The 24,901-nt window shown below is 38.3% G+C and carries 26 protein-coding genes; 4 read left to right on the forward strand and 22 right to left on the reverse strand.

The annotated features are described in order from the left end of the window. Positions 1–13 precede the first annotated feature (13 nt). The 12 genes from DEHRE_RS09395 to DEHRE_RS09450 form a co-directional block, all read right to left on the reverse strand. The gene (locus DEHRE_RS09395; protein WP_199269234.1) at positions 14–997 is read right to left on the reverse strand and encodes an SDR family NAD(P)-dependent oxidoreductase; all 984 of its coding nucleotides are present in this window, start codon (positions 995–997) and stop codon (positions 14–16) included. A 22-nt stretch (positions 998–1,019) separates the two neighbouring features. After that, the gene (locus DEHRE_RS09400; RefSeq protein ID WP_025205869.1) at positions 1,020–2,477 is read right to left on the reverse strand and encodes a lipopolysaccharide biosynthesis protein; all 1,458 of its coding nucleotides are present in this window, start codon (positions 2,475–2,477) and stop codon (positions 1,020–1,022) included. After that, on the reverse strand, positions 2,478–3,722 hold the full coding sequence (locus tag DEHRE_RS09405; RefSeq protein WP_158407245.1) for an O-antigen ligase family protein: 1,245 nt from the start codon (positions 3,720–3,722) through the stop codon (positions 2,478–2,480). It lies immediately after the preceding gene. 30 nt (positions 3,723–3,752) lie between these two features. Further along, the gene (locus DEHRE_RS09410) at positions 3,753–4,847 is read right to left on the reverse strand and encodes a glycosyltransferase family 4 protein (RefSeq protein ID WP_025205871.1); all 1,095 of its coding nucleotides are present in this window, start codon (positions 4,845–4,847) and stop codon (positions 3,753–3,755) included. A 306-nt stretch (positions 4,848–5,153) separates the two neighbouring features. Continuing rightward, on the reverse strand, positions 5,154–6,371 hold the full coding sequence (locus tag DEHRE_RS14130; RefSeq protein ID WP_025205872.1) for a glycosyltransferase: 1,218 nt from the start codon (positions 6,369–6,371) through the stop codon (positions 5,154–5,156). 35 nt (positions 6,372–6,406) lie between these two features. Then, the gene (gene wecB / locus DEHRE_RS09420; protein WP_025205873.1) at positions 6,407–7,534 is read right to left on the reverse strand and encodes a non-hydrolyzing UDP-N-acetylglucosamine 2-epimerase; all 1,128 of its coding nucleotides are present in this window, start codon (positions 7,532–7,534) and stop codon (positions 6,407–6,409) included. A gap of 5 nt (positions 7,535–7,539) precedes the next feature. Beyond that, positions 7,540–8,652, reverse strand: coding sequence for a polysaccharide biosynthesis C-terminal domain-containing protein (locus tag DEHRE_RS09425; RefSeq protein WP_038603274.1), 1,113 nt, complete (start codon positions 8,650–8,652; stop codon positions 7,540–7,542). 6 nt (positions 8,653–8,658) lie between these two features. After that, positions 8,659–9,672, reverse strand: a complete 1,014-nt coding sequence (locus tag DEHRE_RS09430) for an SDR family NAD(P)-dependent oxidoreductase (RefSeq protein WP_038603276.1) — start codon at positions 9,670–9,672, stop codon at positions 8,659–8,661. Further along, entirely contained in the window at positions 9,665–10,879 is a 1,215-nt protein-coding gene (locus tag DEHRE_RS09435) for a glycosyltransferase family 4 protein (protein ID WP_025205874.1), read from the reverse strand. The genes DEHRE_RS09430 and DEHRE_RS09435 overlap by 8 nt, the downstream gene beginning before the upstream one ends. Positions 10,880–10,924: 45 nt before the next feature. Further along, positions 10,925–12,322: a sugar transferase gene (locus tag DEHRE_RS09440; protein ID WP_025205875.1), complete on the reverse strand. Its 1,398-nt coding sequence runs from the start codon at positions 12,320–12,322 to the stop codon at positions 10,925–10,927. Between the two features lie 420 nt (positions 12,323–12,742). Next, a complete protein-coding gene (locus DEHRE_RS09445) occupies positions 12,743–12,925 on the reverse strand; it encodes a hypothetical protein (RefSeq protein WP_025205876.1) in 183 nt (60 codons plus the stop codon). Positions 12,926–13,318: 393 nt separating this feature from the next. Further along, positions 13,319–14,413 (reverse strand): hypothetical protein, encoded by a 1,095-nt coding sequence (locus DEHRE_RS09450; protein WP_025205877.1) that lies wholly within the window; start codon positions 14,411–14,413, stop codon positions 13,319–13,321. 339 nt (positions 14,414–14,752) lie between these two features. On the opposite strand from DEHRE_RS09450, the gene DEHRE_RS14820 reads away from it, so the two are divergent. Both DEHRE_RS14820 and DEHRE_RS09455 read left to right on the forward strand, forming a co-directional pair. Continuing rightward, on the forward strand, positions 14,753–14,920 hold the full coding sequence (locus DEHRE_RS14820; protein ID WP_158407246.1) for a hypothetical protein: 168 nt from the start codon (positions 14,753–14,755) through the stop codon (positions 14,918–14,920). Positions 14,921–15,002: 82 nt separating this feature from the next. Next, positions 15,003–15,869: a hypothetical protein gene (locus tag DEHRE_RS09455; protein WP_025205878.1), complete on the forward strand. Its 867-nt coding sequence runs from the start codon at positions 15,003–15,005 to the stop codon at positions 15,867–15,869. Here the strand turns inward: DEHRE_RS09455 and DEHRE_RS09460 are convergent. From DEHRE_RS09460 to DEHRE_RS09475, 5 genes are all read right to left on the reverse strand, one after another. Beyond that, a complete protein-coding gene (locus DEHRE_RS09460; RefSeq protein WP_025205879.1) occupies positions 15,841–16,350 on the reverse strand; it encodes a S24/S26 family peptidase in 510 nt (169 codons plus the stop codon). The genes DEHRE_RS09455 and DEHRE_RS09460 overlap by 29 nt on opposite strands. Beyond that, positions 16,332–17,195: a hypothetical protein gene (locus DEHRE_RS09465; protein WP_242836928.1), complete on the reverse strand. Its 864-nt coding sequence runs from the start codon at positions 17,193–17,195 to the stop codon at positions 16,332–16,334. The genes DEHRE_RS09460 and DEHRE_RS09465 overlap by 19 nt, the downstream gene beginning before the upstream one ends. 54 nt (positions 17,196–17,249) lie before the next feature. After that, positions 17,250–17,426 (reverse strand): hypothetical protein, encoded by a 177-nt coding sequence (locus tag DEHRE_RS14825; RefSeq protein WP_158407247.1) that lies wholly within the window; start codon positions 17,424–17,426, stop codon positions 17,250–17,252. A gap of 67 nt (positions 17,427–17,493) precedes the next feature. Beyond that, on the reverse strand, positions 17,494–18,621 hold the full coding sequence (locus DEHRE_RS09470; protein ID WP_025205881.1) for a radical SAM protein: 1,128 nt from the start codon (positions 18,619–18,621) through the stop codon (positions 17,494–17,496). 2 nt (positions 18,622–18,623) lie between these two features. Continuing rightward, positions 18,624–18,890: a PqqD family protein gene (locus DEHRE_RS09475; protein ID WP_015045202.1), complete on the reverse strand. Its 267-nt coding sequence runs from the start codon at positions 18,888–18,890 to the stop codon at positions 18,624–18,626. Between the two features lie 177 nt (positions 18,891–19,067). Here DEHRE_RS09475 and DEHRE_RS09480 point away from each other — a divergent pair, with 177 nt between their 5' ends. Continuing rightward, the gene (locus tag DEHRE_RS09480; RefSeq protein WP_025205882.1) at positions 19,068–20,159 is read left to right on the forward strand and encodes a DUF4352 domain-containing protein; all 1,092 of its coding nucleotides are present in this window, start codon (positions 19,068–19,070) and stop codon (positions 20,157–20,159) included. A gap of 207 nt (positions 20,160–20,366) precedes the next feature. Here DEHRE_RS09480 and DEHRE_RS09485 read toward each other — a convergent pair whose 3' ends face one another. Together DEHRE_RS09485 and DEHRE_RS14135 are read right to left on the reverse strand one after the other, a co-directional pair. Continuing rightward, positions 20,367–21,788 (reverse strand): hypothetical protein, encoded by a 1,422-nt coding sequence (locus tag DEHRE_RS09485; RefSeq protein ID WP_025205883.1) that lies wholly within the window; start codon positions 21,786–21,788, stop codon positions 20,367–20,369. A 2-nt stretch (positions 21,789–21,790) separates the two neighbouring features. Further along, positions 21,791–22,354, reverse strand: coding sequence for a hypothetical protein (locus DEHRE_RS14135; protein ID WP_025205884.1), 564 nt, complete (start codon positions 22,352–22,354; stop codon positions 21,791–21,793). Between the two features lie 194 nt (positions 22,355–22,548). On the opposite strand from DEHRE_RS14135, the gene DEHRE_RS14830 reads away from it, so the two are divergent. Then, positions 22,549–22,914 (forward strand): hypothetical protein, encoded by a 366-nt coding sequence (locus DEHRE_RS14830; RefSeq protein WP_015045206.1) that lies wholly within the window; start codon positions 22,549–22,551, stop codon positions 22,912–22,914. Positions 22,915–23,014: 100 nt separating this feature from the next. Here DEHRE_RS14830 and DEHRE_RS09500 read toward each other — a convergent pair whose 3' ends face one another. The 3 genes from DEHRE_RS09500 to DEHRE_RS09510 all read right to left on the reverse strand — a co-directional run bounded on the left by DEHRE_RS09500 (position 23,015) and on the right by DEHRE_RS09510 (position 24,661). Beyond that, positions 23,015–23,356 (reverse strand): HepT-like ribonuclease domain-containing protein, encoded by a 342-nt coding sequence (locus DEHRE_RS09500; protein WP_015045207.1) that lies wholly within the window; start codon positions 23,354–23,356, stop codon positions 23,015–23,017. Next, on the reverse strand, positions 23,346–23,630 hold the full coding sequence (locus DEHRE_RS09505; protein WP_015045208.1) for a nucleotidyltransferase family protein: 285 nt from the start codon (positions 23,628–23,630) through the stop codon (positions 23,346–23,348). Before DEHRE_RS09505 ends, DEHRE_RS09500 begins: the two co-directional genes overlap by 11 nt. Before the next feature lie 161 nt (positions 23,631–23,791). Then, positions 23,792–24,661 (reverse strand): DUF3102 domain-containing protein, encoded by an 870-nt coding sequence (locus tag DEHRE_RS09510; protein WP_144020306.1) that lies wholly within the window; start codon positions 24,659–24,661, stop codon positions 23,792–23,794. Positions 24,662–24,901: the final 240 nt, after the last annotated feature.

The following is a 24,901-nucleotide window of genomic DNA, read 5'->3' on the forward strand; positions in this document are numbered from 1 at the left end:
TGATCATTCTACACTAATAACGATAATACCAACTAACGAATTTCTTAATACCTTCTGAAAACATCGTAGTTGGTTGATAACCAAGCAGTTGTTTTGACTTCATAATATCGGCATATGTATTTTTAACATCTCCCGGTTGATCCGGCAAGCTATCTAGCTGTGCTTTTTTTTGCAGATTTTTTTCTAATTCTTGAACCATTTCACTTAATGAAATGGTTTTTGATTCGCCTAAATTAAAAATTCCATACCGTGTTTCTTTGTGATTAACCCAATCTAATGCCTTAAGAATGCCATCGACAATATCATCTATATAGGTATAATCTCGCTGTGTTGTCCCATCTCCATAAAACGGAACTGGTTTACCTGATGTGATTAGATTTGTAAACTTATGAATTGCTAAATCAGGTCGCTGACGCGGGCCGTATACCGTAAAGAATCTCAAACAAGCAACACTCAGATTATACAGATGGTGATAAGTATAACACAATAGTTCACCGGCTTTTTTGGTGGCAGCATACGGTGATATCGGCTGGTCAACTGAGTCATCCTCTGAAAAGGGTACTTTCTCATTATTGCCGTAAACAGATGACGAAGAAGCAAAAATAAAGCGTTTAATCCGATACTCTCTGAGGCACTCCAGAATATTCATTGTCCCATTGATATTAACATTCACATAAAGCTCAGGATTTTGTATTGAAGGCCGTACCCCGGCATAAGCCGCTAAATGTATCACAGATTGAAACTGGTAATTCTGAAATACCTTCATAAGAAAAGACTGATCTCGAATATCCCCCTTTTCAACGATAAATCTTTCTTTAGGGATTAATTTCTCATTACAACTTTTTCTTATTTCATAAATATTTCGCTCTTTAATTGTAGGATCATAAAAGTCATTAAAACTATCAATGGCAACAACTGTTTTCCCTTCTTCTAGCAACCTTTCACATAGATGTGATCCAATAAAACCGGCCCCCCCGGTTACAAGTATTATTTCCATAGCCTATCTCCTTCAGATTAATTCATGATTCCGCTGATTGATTACGTCCCAAAAATAGGTTTATTGTTTTCCTTATGAATGTTCTTTCGGGGATTAATCCAATGAAGTAAAAAACACAGCAAAATAAAGCCCCAACGATCTGTGCCATCATTGTATCATATGGAATCAGCCAAACATACACAACATAACCCGCTGCCATTAAGCCGCTGGCAGCAAATATCCACCTCAAATTCTGAATAGTCTGAACAAATGAGATTGCAAGATATTTTTTCCCATAATAAAAATGCGCCGGGGCTTGAAGGAGCTTCACTATCGAACGAACAGCAACAAATGTCAGTAATCCATAAGGTGCCGAGATAATTATCGCTGGAAGCAAAATACACATATTTGTGCATATCACAATTACATTGAGCTGAGGTTTGCCCTTCGCTCTGTAACCTATCCCGTTAACGCCATAAACCAGCGAGATCGCACTGACAAACCCCCATATACGAATGATATCTCCTGCTCCATTCCACTTGCTGCCAAATACAATGGCTGCTACCGTTTCGCCAAAAAATAAAAAACCTATCCCCAACGGAAAAGCAATCATACAAATAATCTTATTGGCATTTTGAAAAAAACTGCGAAAAGCCGCCTCATCGCTTTGCAATCTTGAGAGTGTACTGAACAGAACTGGCAATATTGCACTTAGCAGCAGGTTTACCAATACATTAACTAAGTTTGTTGATGTCCGGTATAGTCCAAGCGCGGACGCAGTCATCACCGCGCCGACAACAATTTGATCCGCCCAAGCAGCGAGCCACAAAGCAAACGTCTCAGCCATATTGAACAGACTGAAACCTATCATTTCTTTAAATAGCTTAAGTTCCCAGAACAATCGCGGTTTCCAGGGTGATCTTATCCATACTACAACCGTATTGGCTAAGGAACCAAATAACGCTCCCGCAACCAACGCCCAGTAGCTTATCCCTGTATACGCCAACGGAATTGAAACCAGCGCCGGGATTAGCGTCGTTGTCAGCCGAATATAAAAAAGGATTTTAAAGTTTAATGCTCTCTGAATCAATCCAGTCTGTATTGAGTTCAAACTATTGAGAATAATTTGTATCGCCATTATCCGTATGACCATGACGGACTCCGGAATTCCGAATAACAGGGATAACGGTCCTGCCAGCACAAAAATAAGCACATATAGTATTATTGCGACAAACATATTTGCTAGAAAACCTACCGAAGCTGCTTTGGATAGTTTTTTTTCATCATAATCTTTCTGAATCAATGCATTTTGAAATCCTAAATCACTAATCATCTGCGTAAAACTGACAACAATCGTCGCTACAGAAACCACACCATAATCTTCAGGGGTCAATACTCTGGCAAGCAAGATTAATGAAACAGGGGTTATCGCCCTTGAAGATATTTCTGCTATGGTAGACCATTTCGATGCGGATGCGACCTGTTTATATAGATTTGCCATCTATGCTCCTTCGTATAATTTAATAAAAGCAGCGGTTACCGCAAATAAGACATAGGTAACTGGAAACATGTAGGAAACAAAACTAATATCCGTAATCAAGGTTACCATAATTAAAATGATCAATAGGATGCTTAAGTTCTTTGATTCATCATCGCTTTTTTTATAAATCGAATATAACCCTTTCAGAAGCCAAATCGGTAAAGCATAATATACCACCAAACCTGTTACCCCCATGTCGGCTAACAGTTCAATATAATTATTATGCGCATACTTCCCGTATGCCACGGTATTGATATAAGGGAAAGTATAATAGCCATGCCCGGAGAAAGGCGCAGACAAAAACTGCTCCCATCCTTCAGAAATAAACATTTGCCTTTCAAACGTTGACGCATCTATGGAACCCTGACCTGTCAGCGAATTAATCATTCCTTCAAACCGGTATCCAACAACCGTATAAAACAACGGGATATCCATTAAGGCATTGTAAAGAATCAATATCAAAATGGCGATGATGAAAGCTTTTAACAGTTTCACTACAAAACTGCTTTTAAGATCTAAGATGAACAAAGAAGCTATTGACAGCAGCAAAAACAACAATGCTCTTTTTGATCCTGTAAAAAGTATGTAAATGAGAATTGGAATCAAAAAAAGACAATACAGAAAATTCTTTCTTTTGTATAGCAAGAATGCTCCAAAAACAAAAGCGATCGCATACATTCCGCCAAGAACGTTTGGATTATCCCCTAACGTCTCCGGCATTCGGTTTACCCATGTGTATGATAAGCTTCCGGATAATGTCCATCCATAGGTGTTAACTAAGAAAACGGCAGCGCTCACTCCGGCTATTATTGCTGTGAGACCTAAAACCCTGTACAGATTTTGTTTTGATCGTATTGCTTCAAAGATAAGCAAACTGGCAATAATATTTTTTTGATCAGCAACCAACTGCCAGAAAGAACTTGAGAATAAAGTCCCGGCTCTCAATGTGAAAACAATTGAGACAAGAAGAAAGGCACCCCACCAGACATGGTATCCGCTTAATTTATAGTTCCAGTTTCCTTTTCGTAATACAATATATAAGACTATACCGACAAAAAACATTATTTTCGCAAGTTTGGCAATTGTCGTCGAGTATAAGCTTAAGTGAGCATAAAGATTGATCAGATATAACGAAACGCTCGCTATGGCTAAATAGTTTAATAATAATTCTTTTTTCGTCTCAATACTTTGTTGCTCTATAAACAAAGATTCCATTCCCCTTTGTTTTCCTCGAAATTATCTTTCAACAAAACCTTCGATATATTGTTCCCACATCAAAGTAATTTTTTCTGGGGCTAACTGTTGAAGGATTTTTCGCGCTTCGTGTGCCATTTTTTCTGCGGCAACCGGATTCTCCAGTATATCACGCATGGCGAGCGCCAACTCCTGAATATCATCAACTGGTGCCAATAAGCCGTTTTCTCCATGGTTGATCAAAAATTCCGGCCCCCCGCATGGGCAGTTAGTAGAAACAACAGGCATCCCAACGGCCATCGCCTCAATCAAAGCATTCGGCATTCCTTCAAAGTTTGAAGATAAGACAAACAAAGCGGCATCTCTTATTCTATGCGGTACATCCGCCTCCGCCCCCGGCATGAATATTCGGTTTGTCAAGTTAAGCTTTGTAATCTCAGCTTCCAGCTCAGGCCGGTCCGGCCCTTCTCCGTAAATAACCAAATGATACTCGGGGTAGTCTGAGGCAAGTAAAGCAAACGCCCGAAATAACAGTTTATAATTTTTTTGTTTATCATCCAGTCTCCCTACTGACACAATGTCTTTACGGCGTTCCCCAGAATAAGGAGTCGGAATATTTTCTGCTGCGACAGGATTCGGAATTACAGCAGCCTGACTTTGTATCGAAGTTGAAAAGAACGCCTTTGCTTCCTCCGTCTGAAAGACATACCCCTTGGCCGAACAATACAATATTTTTCTTCGGATGCGGAGCGTTTTTTTGAAAGGATATATCTTTGGGTCGTTGCGCTCTGACACAACAACCGGAAACCGACAACCAAACAGAGCCGGCAATAGAATGCAATTGCATTCAACACCAAAAGATACAACAACGTCAGGATGAACTTTATTGATGATCTTTCGGATATTTAACATCCTCTGTATTTTTGAAAAGCTGTTATTAGAAGCAAGACCTGCATCAATACAAATGATTCTGGGATCTAAACCATCCGTATATGTTTCTTCCCTGCCAGTAAGTATTCCGTTTAAAAGCAAAATATATATCTGATTCCCTTTCTTCGTCATTTCATTGGCGATTGAGATCAGAACACGCTCTGCTCCACTAAACCGAAGTGAACCAATTACAAATGCAACCTTCATTTATTTTCTCCAATCAGTCTAAGCTTTTCATTTAAAACACTGCCCCGATAATACTTTATTTCCCAAACGTAACACCTTTTATAGGTGTTACGTTTCATCTAATCCAAAAATTTTCTTCAAAAACAATACTTATTTGCATATATATTAAAAATGATAATTTAGAAATAAATCATTTAACAAATCTTAAATGATGCCCCAATGATTTTAAAAAATTAGCATATTTATTGTTTAATAATATCAATCTGTAACTATCTGTAATACCAGTGCTCAATTATATCCAACTAATGTGTTTTGAAATATACTACCTTATTGATTGATAAGATCGTAAATTCGTTTTCCCTGAATGATATTATTCTTGTTTGCCATGACAAAATTTCTTGCCCTGATACCGAACTCTAGAAGTTTTTCCTTTGGCATAGAACATACTTCGACTATTTTTTCCGCCATCCCCTTCGCAGTTTCATTTTCAATAAAAAAGATATAATCAACGTACTCTTCTGGAATCCCAGGTAACATATTCATAATCGTAGGCGTTCCTGACAAGAGATACTCCATAATCTTAGAAGGAAACGAATATTTTGTATAAGCTTCTTCTCCTCCCCTCGGATTAATTAATACTGTGGCCTCTCTTTGAAGTTTTAAAGCTTCATCCCTGCTTACTTGGCCAAAAAACTTTATTCTTTTATCTAATGCTGCCAGGTGTAAAATATCTTCTTTCGCTTCACCCTCTCCACATATCCATAGACTATAAGAGGGATTGGTTATTAGAGAAAAAGCATCCAATAACTGCATTATGCCGTAAGCTTTAAAAAGAGTTCCTGTGTATAATATTATCTTCTGTTTATCAATAAGGTTGCAGCTTTCTGTTGTTTTTAAATCCTTAGTATTAACCATCCCTTCAACAACAATCCATGGCTTATTACCAACCCTAATTGGTTCGGCCATATACTTAGTAAGCAGTACAAAAGAATCAATATATTTGAGAAAGATGTTCATAAACAGTCTGTCAGCCTTTTTCAAAAGCCTTAAGATAACATTTACTTTCTCGTTAAGCATCATAAATTCTGGAAGATCCGGAGCAATTAGACATAGGTGAATACTTTTATTTATCACTTTTCCTATCGCACAAGCAAAAATTAATGGAGAGTGCATGGAATAGATAATGATCGCTTTCTTCTTTTGTTTTTTTAAATTGGCCCACCGTACTACTTTTTTGGCTAAAGAAATTGCTTTCCATATATGTTTAATTACGAATATATTTAAGAAGCCAATACTCTCATCCTTAGAATAGGAACTGTGTCTAAGTTCAAATGATCTAAAATATATGTCCTTATATAGACGTGGATATGAACCAACAAAAGGAGCATTAAGAATATCTACATGGGTATCATTAGCTTCCTCTAAACCAAAAATTACATTCCATTGCAAAGCATTTGCCGCGAATTGTACTGTACCTCGACTCTTAGCTAGAATTTCATCTTGCATCTCGCTTGGAAAAACTCCGCCAACAAATAATATATCCACCTTACCCTCCGTCCATTTTTCAGTAAATTATTACTCTAGATTTTTCTCCAAATGAATTGATCAATAATTTTTGAGTAGCTCTGTATAATTTTTACTACCTTCACAGATATATTTTCATCAACATAGTCAGGTGCTAATACTGTCTGTTCATTATTTTCCTGCATTGCTTTGGCGAGTTCAATCGACTGTTCAATATCTTTACTGTTAATTCCTCCAATGATGACTGTCCCTTTATCCAATACTTCCGGCCTTTCAGTCGAAGTTCTTAGCAAGATACCTGCAAATCCTAAAATGGCACTTTCTTCCGAAAGTGTACCACTGTCGGAAAGTACACAGAAAGAATTCTTTTGTAATTTATTATACGCAAGAAATCCAAATGGTTTGACGCACCTGACCTGAGGATGAAATACAAAATTTCTTTGTTCAATAAACTTCTTACTCCGCGGATGTGTTGAGTAAATGACCGGCATTCCGTATCGCTCAGCGATATTATTTAGCGCTGTCATTAAAGATAAGAAGTTTTGTTCTTGGTCAATATTTTCTTCTCTGTGAGCAGAAACTAAAATATACTTTCCTGCTTCAAGATTAAGTTCTTCGAGCACTCTGCTCGCGTCAATTCTTGCCATATGTTCCTGCAACACTTCCTGCATTGGGGAACCTGTTACAAATATGTGGTCTTTCCTAAATCCTTCAGACAGGAGATATCGGCGAGAATGTTCCGTATACGTCAGATTAATATCTGATATATGATCGACAATTTTCCGGTTAATCTCTTCCGGTACGTTCTGATCGAAACACCGGTTGCCAGCTTCCATATGAAAAATCGGCACTTTCAGCCTCTTCGCGGAGATTGCCGACAGCGCTGAGTTCGTATCCCCTAGTATCAAGAGCGCGTCAGGTATTTCTTTCTGTAGTACCCCGTAAGACTTGGCAATGATATTTCCCATCGTCTCTCCAAGGTCTTTGCCGACACTATCTAAGTAATAATTTGGTTCTCTCAAACCAAGATCCTCAAAGAATACCCGGTTAAGCGTATAGTCCCAGTTTTGTCCGGTATGAACAAGAATGTGGTCGAAATAACGGTCACAGGCTTTAATCACTGCAGACAAACGGATTATTTCAGGACGAGTACCGAGAATTGTCATTACTTTAAGTTTTGACATTGATGTTAAACCTCCAAATAAAACGTATCTGGTTTTTCAGCATTAAAAATTTCATCCGCCCAAAAAAGGGTGATAACGTCGGTCTTTCCCAAATTTTCGATAGAATGTGTATAGCCGGTTGGAATATCCAATACCTGAAGTTTATCCCCAGATACGCTGTACTCAATGACTTTTGTGCCGTTTATTTCCCTAAACCTGATCAATGCATCTCCCTCGATCACAAGAAACTTTTCCACTTTTGAATGATGCCAGTGGTTTCCCCTGGTAATACCGGGTTTAGTACGAGAAATAAAGATCTGGCCCATAGCCGGCGATTTGATGAACTCAGCCAGCCATCCCCGTTGATCATATTTCATCTCTAAATCATAACTGAACCCATTTTCAGGAAAATAAGAAAGATAGGTCGCATATAAAAAACGCTCAAACTCACCTTCAAAATTCGGCATGACTAGCGAACTCCGGCTTTCTTGAAAAGCCTCCAATGTATTGGCTATCTGATGCAGGGTTATGCTGAATGTTCTAGTCACAAAGCAGAAACCATTATCCATTCTTGATTCACTGCCGTTAAAAGCATGAATAAACTCTTGAACCACGTCGTCAATATAAACAAGGGATAACACAGTTTCCGGGTTATTAATCTGTATCGGCAGTCCACGAGATATATTATAGCACCAAGTCGCTATCACAGAGTTATAATTGGGCCGGCACCATTTGCCGAAAACATTAGGCAGACGGTATATATACACTGGATTTCCTGTCTCTCTCGCATAATCTTCAAGCAAGCTCTCAGCGTTCTTCTTGCTTTGACCGTAAGGATTATCTATCTCGGCTTGAATCGATGATGTCATCAGCACTGGAACTTTTTTATTGTTTTCCCGCAACATCGTCAGTAGCAGTTCAGTGAAACCGCTATTACCTTTTTCGAATTCACCGACTTCCAAGGGTCTGTTTACACCGGCCAAATGAAAAACAAAATCAGCCCTTCGGCAAAAGTCCTTCAGCTCATTCACCGAATTGTCGATGTCATACTTTAATATCTCCATATTTGTATCAAGTGTGGCAATTAAATTTTTGCCGATAAAACCGTTAGCACCGGTAACCAAAACTGTTCTCTTCATTGCTTCCTACCGCTCCTTTAATTCACCTTGGATATAGTCGAGACTAAGTAACAGTTCCTTTACACCAGTGATATCCAGCCGCCGAGTATTGTGAGAGTTATACTCCTCAGTGGTGCTAAGTCTTTCATCTCCTGATTCAAAGTATTGATCATAATTTAAGGTTCGAGTATCTGCCGGGACTCTGTAGTATTCTCCCAAATCTTCAGTCTTCGCCATTTCTTCACGGGAGAGTAGCGTTTCATAAAGCTTTTCCCCATGCCTTGTTCCGATTATCTTAACCGCATTTTCCGCCTGAAAAATTTCCTTTATTCCCTGGACAAGGTCGGCAATCGTTGAAGCTGGGGCTTTCTGGATAAAAAGATCACCCTGTTTAGCATTTTTAAAAGCAAAAAGAACAAGTTCCACCGCATCATCAATTGACATCAAGTAACGGGTCATATAGGGATCGGTAACCGTCAATGTCTGCCCTGATTTTATCTGCTGTATAAAAAGAGGAATGACAGAGCCCCGCGAAGCCATGACATTTCCGTAACGTGTACCGCAAATAATCGTCTTGGTAGGATCAACAGTCCGTGATTTAGCTACCATGATTTTTTCCATCATTGCCTTAGAAATACCCATTGCATTGATCGGATAAACTGCTTTATCCGTTGACAAACAGATAACTTTTTTGACACCAAAGGCGACCGCGGCATTTAAAACATTTTCCGTTCCGACTACATTTGTCTTCACAGCTTCCATTGGAAAAAACTCACAGGAAGGTACCTGTTTGAGAGCCGCCGCATGGAAAATATAATCTACTCCATGCATTGCAGCCGCAACACTCTGATAATCCCTGACATCCCCGATAAAGAACTTGACTTTATCATTTTTAAGCTCTTTTCTCATGTCGTCCTGTTTCTTTTCATCACGGGAAAAAATTCGAATTTCTTCAATATCTGTGTTTAAAAATCTTTTTAATACGGCGTTTCCAAACGAACCTGTTCCGCCAGTAATTAATAATATTTTGCCTTTAAACATGATTGTTCTCTCCTATAAAATGTTCTAAAATTGTGTCTCTGACTTTGTCAACAGAAAAATGCTTCACCGCAAACTCATAACCTGCCATACCTACCTTGTCCCTTAACTCTTTATCCTCGCATAATAAACTAAAATTCCGGTTATAGGCTTCTAGCTCACCGGTAACAGAACAGAATCCTCCTCCAGCCTCTTCCATCATGTCCATCAGGTCATTTCCAGAATTTACAGAAGCTAATACGGGCAATTTGGAACACCAATAGCCCATCAGTTTACCCGGAATATTTTGCACAGTTAAATTTCTGTTCAAGTTAATTAATCCAATATCACATTGCCTTACAAGGTCAGGATAATATTGGGGATCAATAAAGTCTTTGAATATTACATTTCCATAATTTTTATATGCTTCTTTCAGTCCCCGGCTTTCACTGCCTGAACCAACAATCAAAAACACAGCATCTTTTCTCTCTCGGTTTACTTTTATTAATTCAAATAGAAAGCTCAGTTCCTGATATTTGCCAATATTCCCTGCATAAAGGCATATTATTTTATCACCCAAACCAAACTCACTGCGAAAATCTCTTGCAATCTGTTTCCGATATGGAGAAAAGTCTATCCAGTTGTATAATAATTCAACTTTTTCGTTGTTCAAGCCTTGCATTTGGCAGACAGACATTAAATCGCTTTGGGATTGAACTCCAATAAAGTCGGATACTTGATATAATTGTTTTTCCATTCTTTCAAAATAACTAAAAACAAGACCTTGTTTTATTGCCCCTACATCTTTGGCGCACTGTGGAAATACATCCCTCAAAACCAGATAGACTTTTGATCCATATCTCTTTTTCATCCTCTTAACTGTTCTCTCGAGTGTTATCGGTGGAGAATAAGAAATGATGATATCCGGCTTAACACTCCTTAAATACTTACAATAACCGAAATACAGTAAATAGGGCAATAATACTTCACTTAGTCCTCTACGAATCATTCCAACATCTTTCTTCTTAAAATTCTTAACTCTAAGTACTTTAACTCCATCTTCTTCCCTAATTGGTAAATCATTCTTCATCAAATGCACATTTGATTCTTTCAATGTTAAGACAAACACATCAATATCTTTTTTTTTGAAACTTTGAGCTAAATCTCTTAACAAAACTGCAGATGAATTTGCATTGGGTATATAAACATCGGTTATTATTAAGATGTTCATCAATGACTCCTTGATTATTGAATTTATACAATAGGTAAAAATTGCTTAATACGCAGACTCTCTCCGAATAACAAGCAATACTGTTTTAAAAAGTATTGATATATCCAGCCATATAGACCATTTATCAATATACTGGGTATCCAGCGCGACGATTTGTTCAAAATCTGTGATACTACTTCGGCCATTTATCTGCCAATTCCCAGTAATTCCAGGCTTTATACTTATTCGGCGCCAGTGCTCTGTATCATATTGAGCGACCTCATCCAAAGTCGGAGGTCTAGTCCCTACGAGACTCATGTCCCCCTTAAGAACATTAAAGAACTGTGGTAATTCATCCAAGCTCGTCTTGCGCAAAAATGCACCAACCTTGGTAATCCTGGGATCTTCTTTAATCTTAAAAAACAGTCCGTTTTGATATTCATTTTTATCCCGAAGCTCTTTCTTCTTCTCCTCAGCATCCACACACATTGTTCTAAACTTATAACAATAAAATATCCGACCATAGCGTCCAACTCTTTTTTGTTTAAACAGAATTGGACCTGATGAATCCATTTTTATCGCAGGTACTATATAAATAGCAATTATCAGTGTCAGAATGATACCTACGATCGCACCCAAGATATCCATAATGCGCTTTATCGCTTTGGAAACAGGATTTAAAGTCACCGTATGGAAAGTAAGCAATGGCATTGGCCCCAGCATTGAGCTATGTACTCTGGCAAATTTTAAATTGTAATTAAGAATACTTTGAACCGTAATTCCCATGCTTAGACATGTAGATATATAAGGTTCTACTTCTTGAGTGTATTCATTAGGCAGTGCAAAAACGATTAAATCAACCATTTGCTTTTTGAGTATATCTTCAAAAGTATTTTTATCAATTTTCCCCAACGATTGAATATTATGATCAATGGTTCTATCATCAAATGATACGACACCGATAATATTATAACGTATATGGGTTTTATTGAGGTACTTATTAAACAATTCATAGGTTTCAGGTGAACAAACTAAAATCATTCTGTTTTGTTCATTATATTTACTTTTTCCAATTAGTGGACTAATAAAAAATCTATCCAAAAGCATAACTATCAGACACAGCAGAAGAAAACATCCAATAAATATTCTGCTTGTGCTTGTTTCTTTTATAAAGAAAAATATTGCGGCTAAGATTATTCCCGAAAAGAGAGTCGCTAAAAAAACATTTCGCAGAACACGGTCTGGATAATAAAAGGTTGTTTTGTCATACATACCGCGAAAGTTCATAGTAGCAATCCATAGAGGAATAAATACAATAATAATCCACAAATACTCAGTTATTACACGCAAATTAGTGACTCTTCCTGCAATAAAATAAGCCAAATTGTACGTTAAGAATAAAAAAATTACATCAATAAGAATTTGAACGATATTTGCATATGCGAGTCTGTTAGTCCTATCCATTCTTTTCTCCAAAAATTTAATAACTATAAAATTGCAATAATATGTCAATTTTACGGCTGATTGATCGACATTTCTACACTCTATCTATAATGTCTTTTACAAATATAGAATTGATATTCTGCAATATTCTCATATTACAGTTAACATATTTCCTACTGTGAAATTCAATAATATCAAAAAAATCATTAAAGACTGATTATGTTACTTAAAAAACTATAAGAACATCTTATCAGGATTATTAGCTTTTTATCATTTTCATTTTCTCAGGCCTTAATATATTTTTTTACATCTTAATTATCTGTAAAAAAATATATGTTGAGTTTTACAACAATTTTTATTTTCGACAGTAAAAAAAAAATCCTTCTTTTTTAAATTAAAGGACTTACAAGATAATGTAAATAGCCCTATATTTTATCATTATTACTTCAAAGAATTACAAATGTAATAGGAAGGATGTAAAAGCAGCCACAACTCTACAATGAATTGATAACCATGATTTCTGCATTCAATGGATTTCCCTTTTCGCATAATCGTCGTTACGTCAGCCAGCACATTTTCTTTCTCTATGGGACCTTTAATCCAGGTCTGGGCATCTCCGAGCATATAGTATGCACCTTTTTTTGCATGATAGATTCTGTGTAAGACATGTGCACCATTTTCTCTTCTGTAAAGAACAATGTCTCCTCGTTTTAGTTGTCTGAGCGAAACTGCCTCGATGATTTATCTTCGCGGTTCCTTCGGGTATCGGAAAAACGACGCATATACAGCTCTGGCAAGATCACTTCGATGTGCGGATCTTAGACAGAGATGTCAGTGCATACCGCATGATTAATGGATACTGCACAAGAACTATCAAACATCGTGGATATTTACCTTTTAAAATGCCGCCCGAACATTGAGGCTGTCAAAATTGTGCAAAAAACAATTTGAATACATCCTCTACCGATATCTGACGTTTGTACCTGAAGGTATTAATCATTATCAGCTTCAGCACGGTTAATATACTCTTTGTGCAACCTTCAGGATGTTTCCGGTATTAGGAGAAACATAGTCAGTATCGCATCCTAAGCCAAAATAAAAGTCCCCATTCAGTTCCTCAAATGATCTGGCAAAGGTATCGGTATTGAATCTAAATACCTCATTCCAATTTTCAAGATCACTCGATTTGTAAATGATATTGGTGTAATTTTTGGATGCGGTCTTGATAAAAGTTAAGACGTAAATTGAAGAATCTCTATTCAGAATATCTGCCGGAACCGCCGAAATCTCAGGGAAAATAATTTTTCTTGATTTATCCAACGAAATGGCAGCATACATCGAATTCGGCTTCCAATTCGAAGCGATCCTGTTTTGACAAATAAATACGAGCTGATTATGAAATACAATGTTCTTTTTGAGGTAGTAACCATACCGAAGGTCTATTCCAGGTGCAAAATATTTTGAGTAAAGTTGTATTTGCGTATTATCACCATCTATCTCCACAAATCTGGCGTAGTTCCCACTGTTTCCTGCAAGCTCCGCTGGAGATAAAAAAAGCATTCTTCCTCCGGCATAGAGCTTTCCACCCAATTCAAATAACGATATTCCCCAATTTCCTGTAAACAGCCAGCTTGATGCATTGCCCGGGACTTGGCTTTGCCATGAAACCCCCATATCTTCTGATACTAAGACCTCTCCCCAACATGTTCTTGTTGTACCTGTTACCGCATAAAGTTTACCATGATAATAAGCGATATCAAAAACATGAACTGCCTGAGGAACCGTTCTGTATTTTATCCAGCTATTATTACTTCCTATGGCATAAATATTTCCAAAATTCCAGTCGTCTCTGGCGTCTATCCCTGGAATGAATAGTTTACCGTTAAGCACTCTGAATACGTTTATTTCTTCTTCATCCACAGTAAAATGCGTCACAAATTTGCTTGTTGCAGGGTCAAAATAAATAACTGGAATTGGGCCTGAGCTTGTATTAAAATCTCCATGCCCCAGATATATATGCCCGTTAAAGACTTGCATATCCCAAATATTTTTTGCAAAGGTTGATTTTGTTAACGGACTGCCCAATATTTGGACATTACTCGTAACATCCATAGATAACCTTCCTTTTATATATTTTATTACATTATATGGTATAATTTCCAGCTTGTTCTACATTGAGATGACTAACAGAATGAAAGACAACTTATATTGCCTGAAGACTTCTTTCTTCCCTTTACTGCATTTTTTTAAAGGCAACTGCAAAGCTATGGCTAAGGGGTAGAAGAAAAATATTTTATGAAATTAGATAATCCCATCCTTGCCAAATTGAATCCCATGTATTATTTCCTATTATATTAAAATGTCTATTTTTACAATTACATAGTAATCATTTGTCATTAACAATTTGTTAACTTTCATTTAAGCTGTTTTTACTTAGAGAGGGTGATCCGAATGAAAAAAAACTATATCAAACCAGAAGGCTGGGTAACTTCATTAAGACCGGAAGAAAGATTTGCCGGAGGTTCCTTTTCCACGGAAGACTCAAAGAAATTAGCAGAAGATACTTTTGGTAAGATTTTATCTGCGATTGGTCTTGGCGACGGTATCAAAGGTTTTTAATATCCGTATTGTAAAGTAATATTTTAAGAGCCTGACAGAATGCCAGGCTCTTGTGTTATTTATAGGATCGGAGATTTGCTTGATGCGCTATGATATCGCGGGATTGATTATCGACTTTCAAACTGATTTAAAAAACATGCCCGAAGAATTTACGTCTTACGTATCTGAATCTGATGGAGCTGCGGACTGCGAGGTGGATTTCCTGCAATGTTCCGAGGTGTCCCCTCCTCAGGGAAGGTTTCTATATGAAGACGGTTTAAAATGGTATACTCACGATGAAAATGAAGATGGATTTTCCGTTTATCTTTCCACCCCGCTCTACCCTTTCGGGCCTGTCTGCAAATTAACGGCTGCAGAGGACTGGCGGCAGGTATCTATCGAATACATCAAGGATCTCTCCGACCAGCAGCTTGCAGTTTTTAAGTTTTTCAGCAATATTGTGATCCGCAATCTGATTCTACTCCATCAAGGGATTATTCTCCATGCTTCCGCGATCAAGTGGCAGGATAAAGGAATTGCATTTACCGCTCCGTCCGGAACCGGAAAATCGACCCAAGCTCAGCTGTGGGAAGCCTATAGGGGGGCTGCTGTCATCAATGATGACACCCCGATATTGAAACGATCTGCGGAAAAAATCACCATCCACGGAACTCCCTGGTGTGGTTCGAGTCATAAACACCTGAATACAAGCGCCCCGCTAAATACTATCATTGTCCTAGAGCAAAGTAATAAAAATAGTCTGCATCGACTCCAGGAACCGGAATTATCATCCTGCCTGCTGCCCCGTTTTCTTTTGCCTTACCATGATCAGCGTTTAATGGATCTGGCGCTCGGTCACATCGCCCGCATCATTGCTTCCACCCCTATTTACCTTTTACAATGCCGGCCGGATCAAGAAGCCGTCGAACTTGTGCATAAAGTTATTTTGAATGAATTGGACGCAGGATAATATTCAATATTTTAACAATAATCGGTATACGATCAATGATTTTTAGGATCAAGGGTCTAGCAGGACGCATTACCATCCATATCTGGGATATAAACCGATATCCAAACGAATTGCATTCAATTGTTTTTCCCTTTCTGATCACTGAAATAGCAACTCCCAGAACATTATCTTGATTTATTGGACCTTCAATCCATGTCTGAGCATCACCAAACATATAGTAATTATTTAGGTTAACATGATGGATCCGATGCAAGACATGGGTCCCATCTTGTCGGACATATAGGACAATATCACCTCGTCGAAGTTTCTTACCTGTGACATCCGCCAGAAGCACTTCGTCCCTTCTCCCTACAAGCAAAGGATACATACTTAACCCTTCAATAGGCAATCTCAGCAGATGCCCTTCAGCTAAAATAGGCAGCAACGCATTTGACCATACAATAGCCGGAATAAAATTTCGGTTTATTGTTTTTTCAGGCATTCCTTCACCAACTCTACTGATTCTTGGTTTGGCAGACAATTCAATAGATAACAACTAACTTTTCCTACAATTCTTTGAATCGTATCTAAGTATTGATCCATCAATCTTTGGTTCCAAGGCAAAAGAAAACATCTTGCGGTAAGCCGCAGAAATGCTTCCTGAAAATCAAGCTTTATAATACTGTTCTCTTGAGACTGCTGAAGAAATACGATTGCCCCAAGAGGGACGCTGGCATTGATAAATTGACCCGATGTACCGCACCATGGAAGGCCATAGACTACCGGAGTATCATTATTAATCCTACAGGCAGTAACATCCCCATCCAAAACCGGTGTTTGATACATTTGCTGCCATAAGAGGGTATGTGTAGTTTTTCCGGTATCTGAAGGCGCAGGGAATACAATCCCCTTATCCTGCCAGATAATAGTGCTGGAATGAATAATTAAACCATTTTTTTGTGCCAATGCTCCAACTAGTAAATCGCGTAAAGATGCTAAAATTCCATTTTTAACTTTTTGAATAATCTCTTCATTATTTGGATTATTATACTCCGAATTAATATATATTTTATACGTTGACCAATCCTTAGATGTTATGCTGTAAGCTTTTCTATCTCCGCTAATATTTAAGATATTTCCGTTTATTTCATATATTTTATTCTTAGGTGTTTCCATGATCAATTGAGCCCCTTCAACAGAAATATCCTGATGTTCCTGAAAAATAACCTGGCATTCGATATCAGGTTCTCCCTCTTTAGTCGTAAATAATTTAAAGTTTTCATGTATTGCCCAATCAGGAGCCAATATATTTATTATTAAATCTCCAATAGAGAACTTTGGCATCATTTATCCCCTTGTAATTAAAAAAGACACACAATGTGTGCCTTTTTTGTTATTGATTTATTTTGGTCCTTTTTGTTCACCAAATGCAGCATAAGATGAACCAGTTGGAGTCCAATCCGTAACATTGTCAATGCAGCCTACACCAGCATTTCCCTTGTTACAATCAGCAAATACACTTTCAAACTGAGCATACTCCTTGGCATCAAGCATTGGCTTAGTATATTCTTTTTTCATAGAAAACACCTCACAAAAAACATATAACTAAATTCAAACTATCATATAATCCAAATTCTGTCTAGTCCTATTTTAATTTTTTACGTCGTTTCGACCGCTCTTGTGCAATTTCACAAATGTATGATGAAATTTTGTAAAAAGAACCTGACTCTGATTGAAGAATTGCTGGACAGTTGGAGCATTGTCCATTTACATATTCACACTTCATACATTCCTGTGGGAGTTTTATCTTCTCAAACAAAGTTGGCAACCGGTCCCAAGCAGATTGAAACCCCTCTTTAAAAGGTAATGTGTAAGGACTGGTGAACGAACCACATGGAAGCATTTTCCCATCCCAGGTAATCCAGTACATTGATTTTGCTGCAAGACAAGTAAGAATTTGAGGAGGAAGATGAGAATGCTCTAGTGCATGAATATAATTATCAGTATCCATATTTTTTTCCAAAGCAAATTCTGTTTCACTATTTAGAGATCGATAATATTCCCCGTTCTCTTCAGCTAAATCAAATAACTGAGCTGGTGTTAGTCTGCAGTTTTCTGCATCGGAACAAGCTCCACGCACAGCCTTATTCACTTTTGTATTAATAGCAAAGCGTCTGGTGTAACGGTTAGCTATCTTACGAAGGGCATTTAATTCATGCCGATTGTCCTTAATAAAAGTTGTACGAACTTCGAGAACCGTTGGGATATCTGCTAACATTTCCAGACCGCTTATTGTATTGTAAAATGCTTCCCGGTTGCCGCAAATAGACTGATATGTTTCGGGAGTAGCCCCGTACAATGTTACATTTGTCGCAGTAGGTGGATATTTCTTAAAAAGTTTAAGTATTTCACTATTGATAAGTGTTGCATTGGTATTTAACGTAATAATAAATCCCATCATGGTCAACGCTGAATATATCTCTGCAAAATCAGGGCGCAATAGTGGTTCCCCGCCGGTAATCAATAGGTTTAGTGTTCCAGCTTGAATGGCTTCTTTTCCAAGGGTAATCCACTCATCAGCGGTCTTTTCCCTGCCGATAAGATCTATCTGCGCTTTATCCAAGCGTATATAGCACATTTTACACTTTAGATTACATCGAGCCGTTAATTCAAAAGTCCCACCCAAAGGTACATGTCTTTGGGCAGCATATCCTGCCAGGGTCATTTCCGAGCTTTCCCACTTCCGGGCAATCTCGTTATTATTATTCTCCATATTTATTCCTCCAGCACTCCGCTTTCACGGGCACTCTGAATAAAATCATCCAGGTCCGCTTTGGCTGTGACCTCATCGATTTCATATTCATCCAAAATAGAAGTCAACAATTGATTGTAAGATATATCTTCGGTCAGACACCGCCAAATAAAATTCCCTGTATCGTTAAGCGTCATAATCCCCTTGAATTCAATAACACGTTCCCCGACTGGAACGACAATATAACAATCGGCAATTTCTCTGACCAAATACCCTTCTTTGATTTTCATAATGCTTATCCTCTTCCCTATCATTTAATAGTAAAATTTCTTTATTTATATTTTCTATAATTTATTGTATTATAACATAAGAATTATATCTGGAAATAGTTATTTAAAACAATGTCATAATGGTTCATCAAGACCTGAAAACGATATATCTTGAAAGGTAAAAAAGGGGAGGAAAAAATGAAAAAACTAACAGGCCTCTTATTAATCATCGGAATGTTTTTTATTGCCGGTTGTGCCAATATTCCCAGCCCGGAATCAACGGTAACCTCCTTTATTGAGGCCGGCAAGAAGTTTGACTTACCCCAAATGGCTTCGATAGTGGATCCAACAGACTCAAACAGTAAAACAAAAATTTTAGATCTCATGAGGGATGGCGAAGACGGTAAAAGCCAGTCTCAAAAATATTTTTTGGACTATTTCCAAGAAAACGCGGCGAAAATTACATACACTGTAAAGGAGCCGAAAATAGAAAATGATCAAGCTACCCTCACTGTTGATATAAAGTATATGAACGGCGAACCCCTTCTTAAGGCAGTGCTGCAGGATGTATTTACTGAAGCTTTTACTTCAGCCATCACAGGTTCTGAGATAAAGGACGAAGAAATAGAACAAATGCTGATGTCTGCCATGCAAAAACACAAGGCGACTATTCAAGAATCTTATGTGGAAAAATCTATCAATGTTCAATTAATCAAAGTTAATCGCCACTGGTATATCTCCCAACCAAGTGATGAGCTCTTAGATGTTTTTCTGTCTAATTTCATTTTGGTTACCAAGGAATTAAACAAGAATATCAATTCATCTTCTGATGGTGCCGGTCAGGGAACAAACAGCTTCATGGAACAAGCTAAAAAAGAGAACTTGACTATTATCCCCAAAGCTGTTGGCGATGAAATCATCCTTACCTCGATTAAACTCAGAGTGAATCATGTAGAAGAAAAACAAACAATCAGCTCAAAATATAGTTATGACAGAGCCGCCAAAGATGGCGCGAAGTTCGTGATCATTAATGCCGACGTCACCAACATGACTAACAAAGCATTCACCTTTCCGCCTGATTTAATCGTGGTCGATCATAAAAACCGCGAGTATAAGACCTATGCCGACAGCACGAATACCATTGACAATTATCTGGATTACCGGGAACTTTCTCCGGGCATCACAGAAAATGGGAATTGGGTATACGAATTGCCAGCAGACGCTGAAAGTTATAAGCTTTACGTTAAAAAATCAGGAACCAGAGAGCTTTATGAGATTTTATTGAAATAAGGTTGAATCAAGCCAAATTCTGACTTTAGCAAAATGTGATTGCTTTTCTCTGGTATATACGATTTCTTAAGTTTTTTAGAGGCCCTCAGAAGGGCCTCATTTTTCTTTTTGGCTATACTGCATTTACGCCATACATACAGGTTGCTGAACGAGCCAGTTATCTGTCAGCCCATTAAACTTGGTTCGTAAACTGGGTTTCTAGCGAAGTTACATTGCTACAGTTCTTCCAGTTTCAACCCAGTTTGTTCCATCGGTACAGACGAAATTAACCACAAAAACTTTCGATGTGGTTGCACCAGTTGCTAATGTTCCCGTTGTCTTGAAGTTTGTCCCCCAGGTTAAGGTATATGATGTTGTCCCGCTAGTGGTAATAATAAAGCTGCATCTTTTCCCGGCGTAGCCACCTGATGCATTAAAGGTACACGTGCCGCCAGGAGTTATTGTGAAAACCTCGGAATCGGTCATTGTTACAGCAATTGTTCCGGAAGTTGCTAGAGCTATCGGGCTATTGCCTTTGTATTGGCTAAAATAAACAGAATTATTAAGTTTCTTCAGTACGGGGTTTCCTTGTGTGTTTACCTGGAAATAATCGCTTCCAATAAATAAATCTGAGCTATAGAAATCGACATAAATTCCTGCGCCAGCAATTTGAGTACTAGCACCATAGAATCGCCTAAGCGTAGGCGATCCTGTTTTAGTATTGTTTCGCATTAGTACTGATTTGATAAATATTTTGGCATCGGTATCAATTTTAATAAAACTGTAATCGGAAAAATTTGAGATATCAAAGGTATTAAATACAGCAGTTATAACATCGAAACAGATTGTGCCGCCACCTACATAGATCATTCCGTTATAATCAACATTAGCAACATAACCTTCAAAATGGAGGCTGTTAAATTTTAGATTGTCGCAGACTACAGTTACCAATCCTTGGTCATAATAACCATGTTCTATATTAAGCTGACCTATGATACCATCAGTATACCCCCTAAGATAAACACCACAATCAGCAGATAGTTTTGTTCCAGCGTTGTAATCGTCCCAGTTTACCAGATACACATTTGAAATATAGCAACCGGTATTTCCAAGACCTCCAAGCCATAATCCTGAATGATTAAATCTGGTTATTCTAAGATCACGGATTGTCGTACTAAAAACATTGTAGTTGTTACTATCACTGTTAAATATTCCGTCTGAGTTATTTTCAAGGTAGAGCCGTTCGATTACTGAACCATCCTGAACAGTTGATCCAACTTCAAGACCAGTAGCTAAAGGTGATGATGGTAGACTACTATGTCCAATATATAAATCAGCAATATGGCAAACGCCGCCGATATAAACAACTGGTTTTGTTAAAGTATCTTGAATAATTTTAGAAGTCAACCTGTCTGCGCCAAGTACGGTTTTTCCTTCAAAATTTAAAGTATCTGTAATTTTAAAAGTTGTGTTAGCTGGCATAAATAGACAATCGTAATTTGTAAGTATTGTAGCTAGTACAGCATAATCATCTGTTACGCCATCGCCGATTGCCGCAGTTAAGGGAGATGGTGGATATAAAGGGTTGATGCCACGACTATTTGAAATAGATGATGCCTCGTTTGCCTTTGCAAGCGAAATAATATTCATTTTTATGCCACCACCCTTCCTTTAGCGGTTACATTTCCACCTGCTACAGCCTGTAAATCCACGAAGACGGAGGATAAACCAGTAATATCAAACTGCCAGATTTCGCCCGTTCCTGTCGTACTAGAACCAGTGGACAGATCAGATAATCTTACACCCATAATCGCCCTGTCTGTTCCGCTTGGGCCTCTTCCGATGAAGGCAATGGTTCTGGATGTTGATGTGCCGTATATCTCAACCGTTAAAGTCTTGTATCCACCGACCGTTAGAATTGTTCCGTCTGCCGCTACTATTGCAGCATTGTGGAAGGTTACATCGTTCGCTAAACTCCCAATTATCGAAACCCCATTATTTCCAGAGTCTATTCCGACTTTCCCAATTATATTTGACCCCGTTGGAAGTGAATCAGTTACCATAACTGGCATAGGATTAAGGTACCAAGATGAACCGTCAAAAATGAATACTTTCTTTGTATCAAGTTCGATAAATTTCGAGCCTGTTGTAACGTTAGTAGGTTTTGTGTCAGAAGATAATCCTAGAAATTCCCTGGTAATCTGTGTGATTGACATTTGAATTTACGCCTCTCTTTCTTTTTTAAAGTTAGAAAATGATACTTTTTTTAATTTGAACTTCCAATAAGATAATCCCCCCCTTGTTTTTTGGTGACGACTATAGGTTAAGTATAATTTCTTCAGCCTTAAATAATCGGCAAAAACTCGGCAAAAATTCGGAAATATTTAAGCCCCCTAATGATAGAGGGCATTTGGATGCAAACTGGGTTTTTGCTGGTTTTCTAATGATCATAGGAATTATGAAGCAAATAATACAGGTAATAGAACTTTTTCCCTTCATCAGACCGGTGCTTCCGGAGATCAATCCGAAAATTTCTATGCTGGTGTCTGCCATGCAAAAATACCAGAAAACAATTCAGGAATCTTATGTGGAAAAATCAATCGATGTTCAATTGATTAAAGTTGACCGCCAATGGTATATTATCTGGATTACCGGGAACTTTCTCCGGGTATCACAGAAAATGGGAATTGGGTATACGAATTGCCAGCAGACGCTGAAAGTTATAAGCTTTACGTTAAAAAATCAGGAACCAAGGAGCTTTATGAGATACGATTAAAATAAAACATTCTCATAAGGACAAGCTGAACCAGGGTGACGTTACCTCAAAAAAATTAAAACGCAGCTGTGTGTATTTCAGGCTGCGTCCCTACTTGTTGTTATTCAAATCTATTCAGCAGATCTTCAAGCTGTCTCATTAAATCCGGAATTTCTTTTTGCGATAAATTCCAAATAAGCTCCATTCTTAATTCACCATATCCATGTGCTACGATGTTTCTAAGATCAATAATCTTTCTCCACTGAATATCCTTGTACTCCGTCCACAACTCTCTTGTCAGGGCATTAGCATGCTCACCTATATTAAGAAGCGACATTGCCGTTGCCTTCTGGAAAATATCGCTTTTGAGAAACCCTTTTTCACCGATTTCATTTGTATACCGTATAACATCTTTGCATTCGGATATGATTTTTTTCAGTAGTTGAATATCCCTATGCTTCATAGATTCTTACCTTTTTGTCAATAGTGATGTAGCTATTCTCTTTAAGAGGTCCGGCAACTACATCCACTTTGGTGTTCAATATATCCTGAATATCGAGCTTAAGTCCTGACACATCAAATAAACTTGCAACTTTTTCATCAAAGTATACAAGCAGGTCTACGTCCGAATCGTCTGTAGCCTCATCATTTGCATATGAGCCAAATAAATCAATATAAAGTACCGGATATGCAGATGCAACCTGACTAACTACCTCTTTTATATCTGTAATAGTCACGCTCATCACCTCTGTATTTTATGGTAATGCTTTCTTTGATTCAATTATATCCTAATAATTGCCAACAGTCAAAAAGTCCATAATTAAGGCCATTGATGACAATCAATATCAGGAATTAATAAACCAGTTAAATAATTTGCTCACTTTCCCACCAGAATAAATTAATAATTTTTATTCCACAACGTATCCCTCGTCCACTGAATCAGAGACTCATAGACATTGTTCTTATAAGCGACAAAGGTATCCGGATCGTCCGCACCGATCTGCTCCAGCTCCCACTTCAGTTCCTTAATGGTTCTTTCCAGGTTCTCGTAAAGAAAAGCGATTTTATTGGACTTCACCTTGACAGAAGCGCTGTCGAGGTCCTTTCTCAGCCGGTCGACGAAGCCGTAAGATGTGCTTTTTTTGAGCGAATCCAGCTCATTCTGCTGCTTACCGCTCTTTTTCTCGAGCTCGATATTGGCATTATACAACGCTTGCGCATTCTTGCTCAGATTGGTGTTCGCCTTGGTCAGCCGTTCGTTCTTCTCCTTTTCGTCATCCAGGGCTTGCCGGAGTTCCGCTTTCTGCTCCAAGGCCTTATTCTTTTCCTGCTCTGCCTGGGTCCGTTCATCAACCGCCTTTTGCAATTCACGGGTAGACATGTCTACGATATCAATTTCTGCGATGAACGCTTTCCGTTCCTCCTCCGGGACGCCTAAGAGGATGTATGCCTGCGTATAGCTTAGATTCGGAATTTCCTGCGATTGTTCGCCGGCGCTCTGGGCAAGGGGCTGCTTGTCGCCGTAAGCTTGGTAGAGACGCATCATTTTTTCGGCCGTGCTCTGGGAGTAGTTGACCGACTCCTTCAGCCATTTGCCCCATCCCCCATAGGGGATCAGCTTCTTGGCCTCCGTCAGCCGCCGCCCAATCTCGATGGTATTGGTAAGCACGATATGATTGGTCTGGTATTTGATCAGGTTAATCTCAGCCGCGATTAAATGCGGCGTACGTTCTATCATCACATCGTTCATGTCTATCAAATGGCTCATGACAGCTTCAGGTCCTCGCTTTCAATTTCTCCTCACTTACAGAATATGAGGACAGGCTTACAAATGTGAAAAACCTCCTATAACAGGGTTGTCCAAGAATCTGAGGCGCCTCAGATTCTTGGACAACTCCGGCCGGCGGCTGATATTAAGGTTAGAGCAGAAGTGTCACTTTTTTAATATATGCCTCCGGGGGTAACCGCCGGATATACTTCACCATAAACTATATTAGACAAGCCGTAC

The organism is Dehalobacter restrictus DSM 9455, from assembly GCF_000512895.1.
Taxonomy (GTDB): domain Bacteria; phylum Bacillota; class Desulfitobacteriia; order Desulfitobacteriales; family Syntrophobotulaceae; genus Dehalobacter; species Dehalobacter restrictus.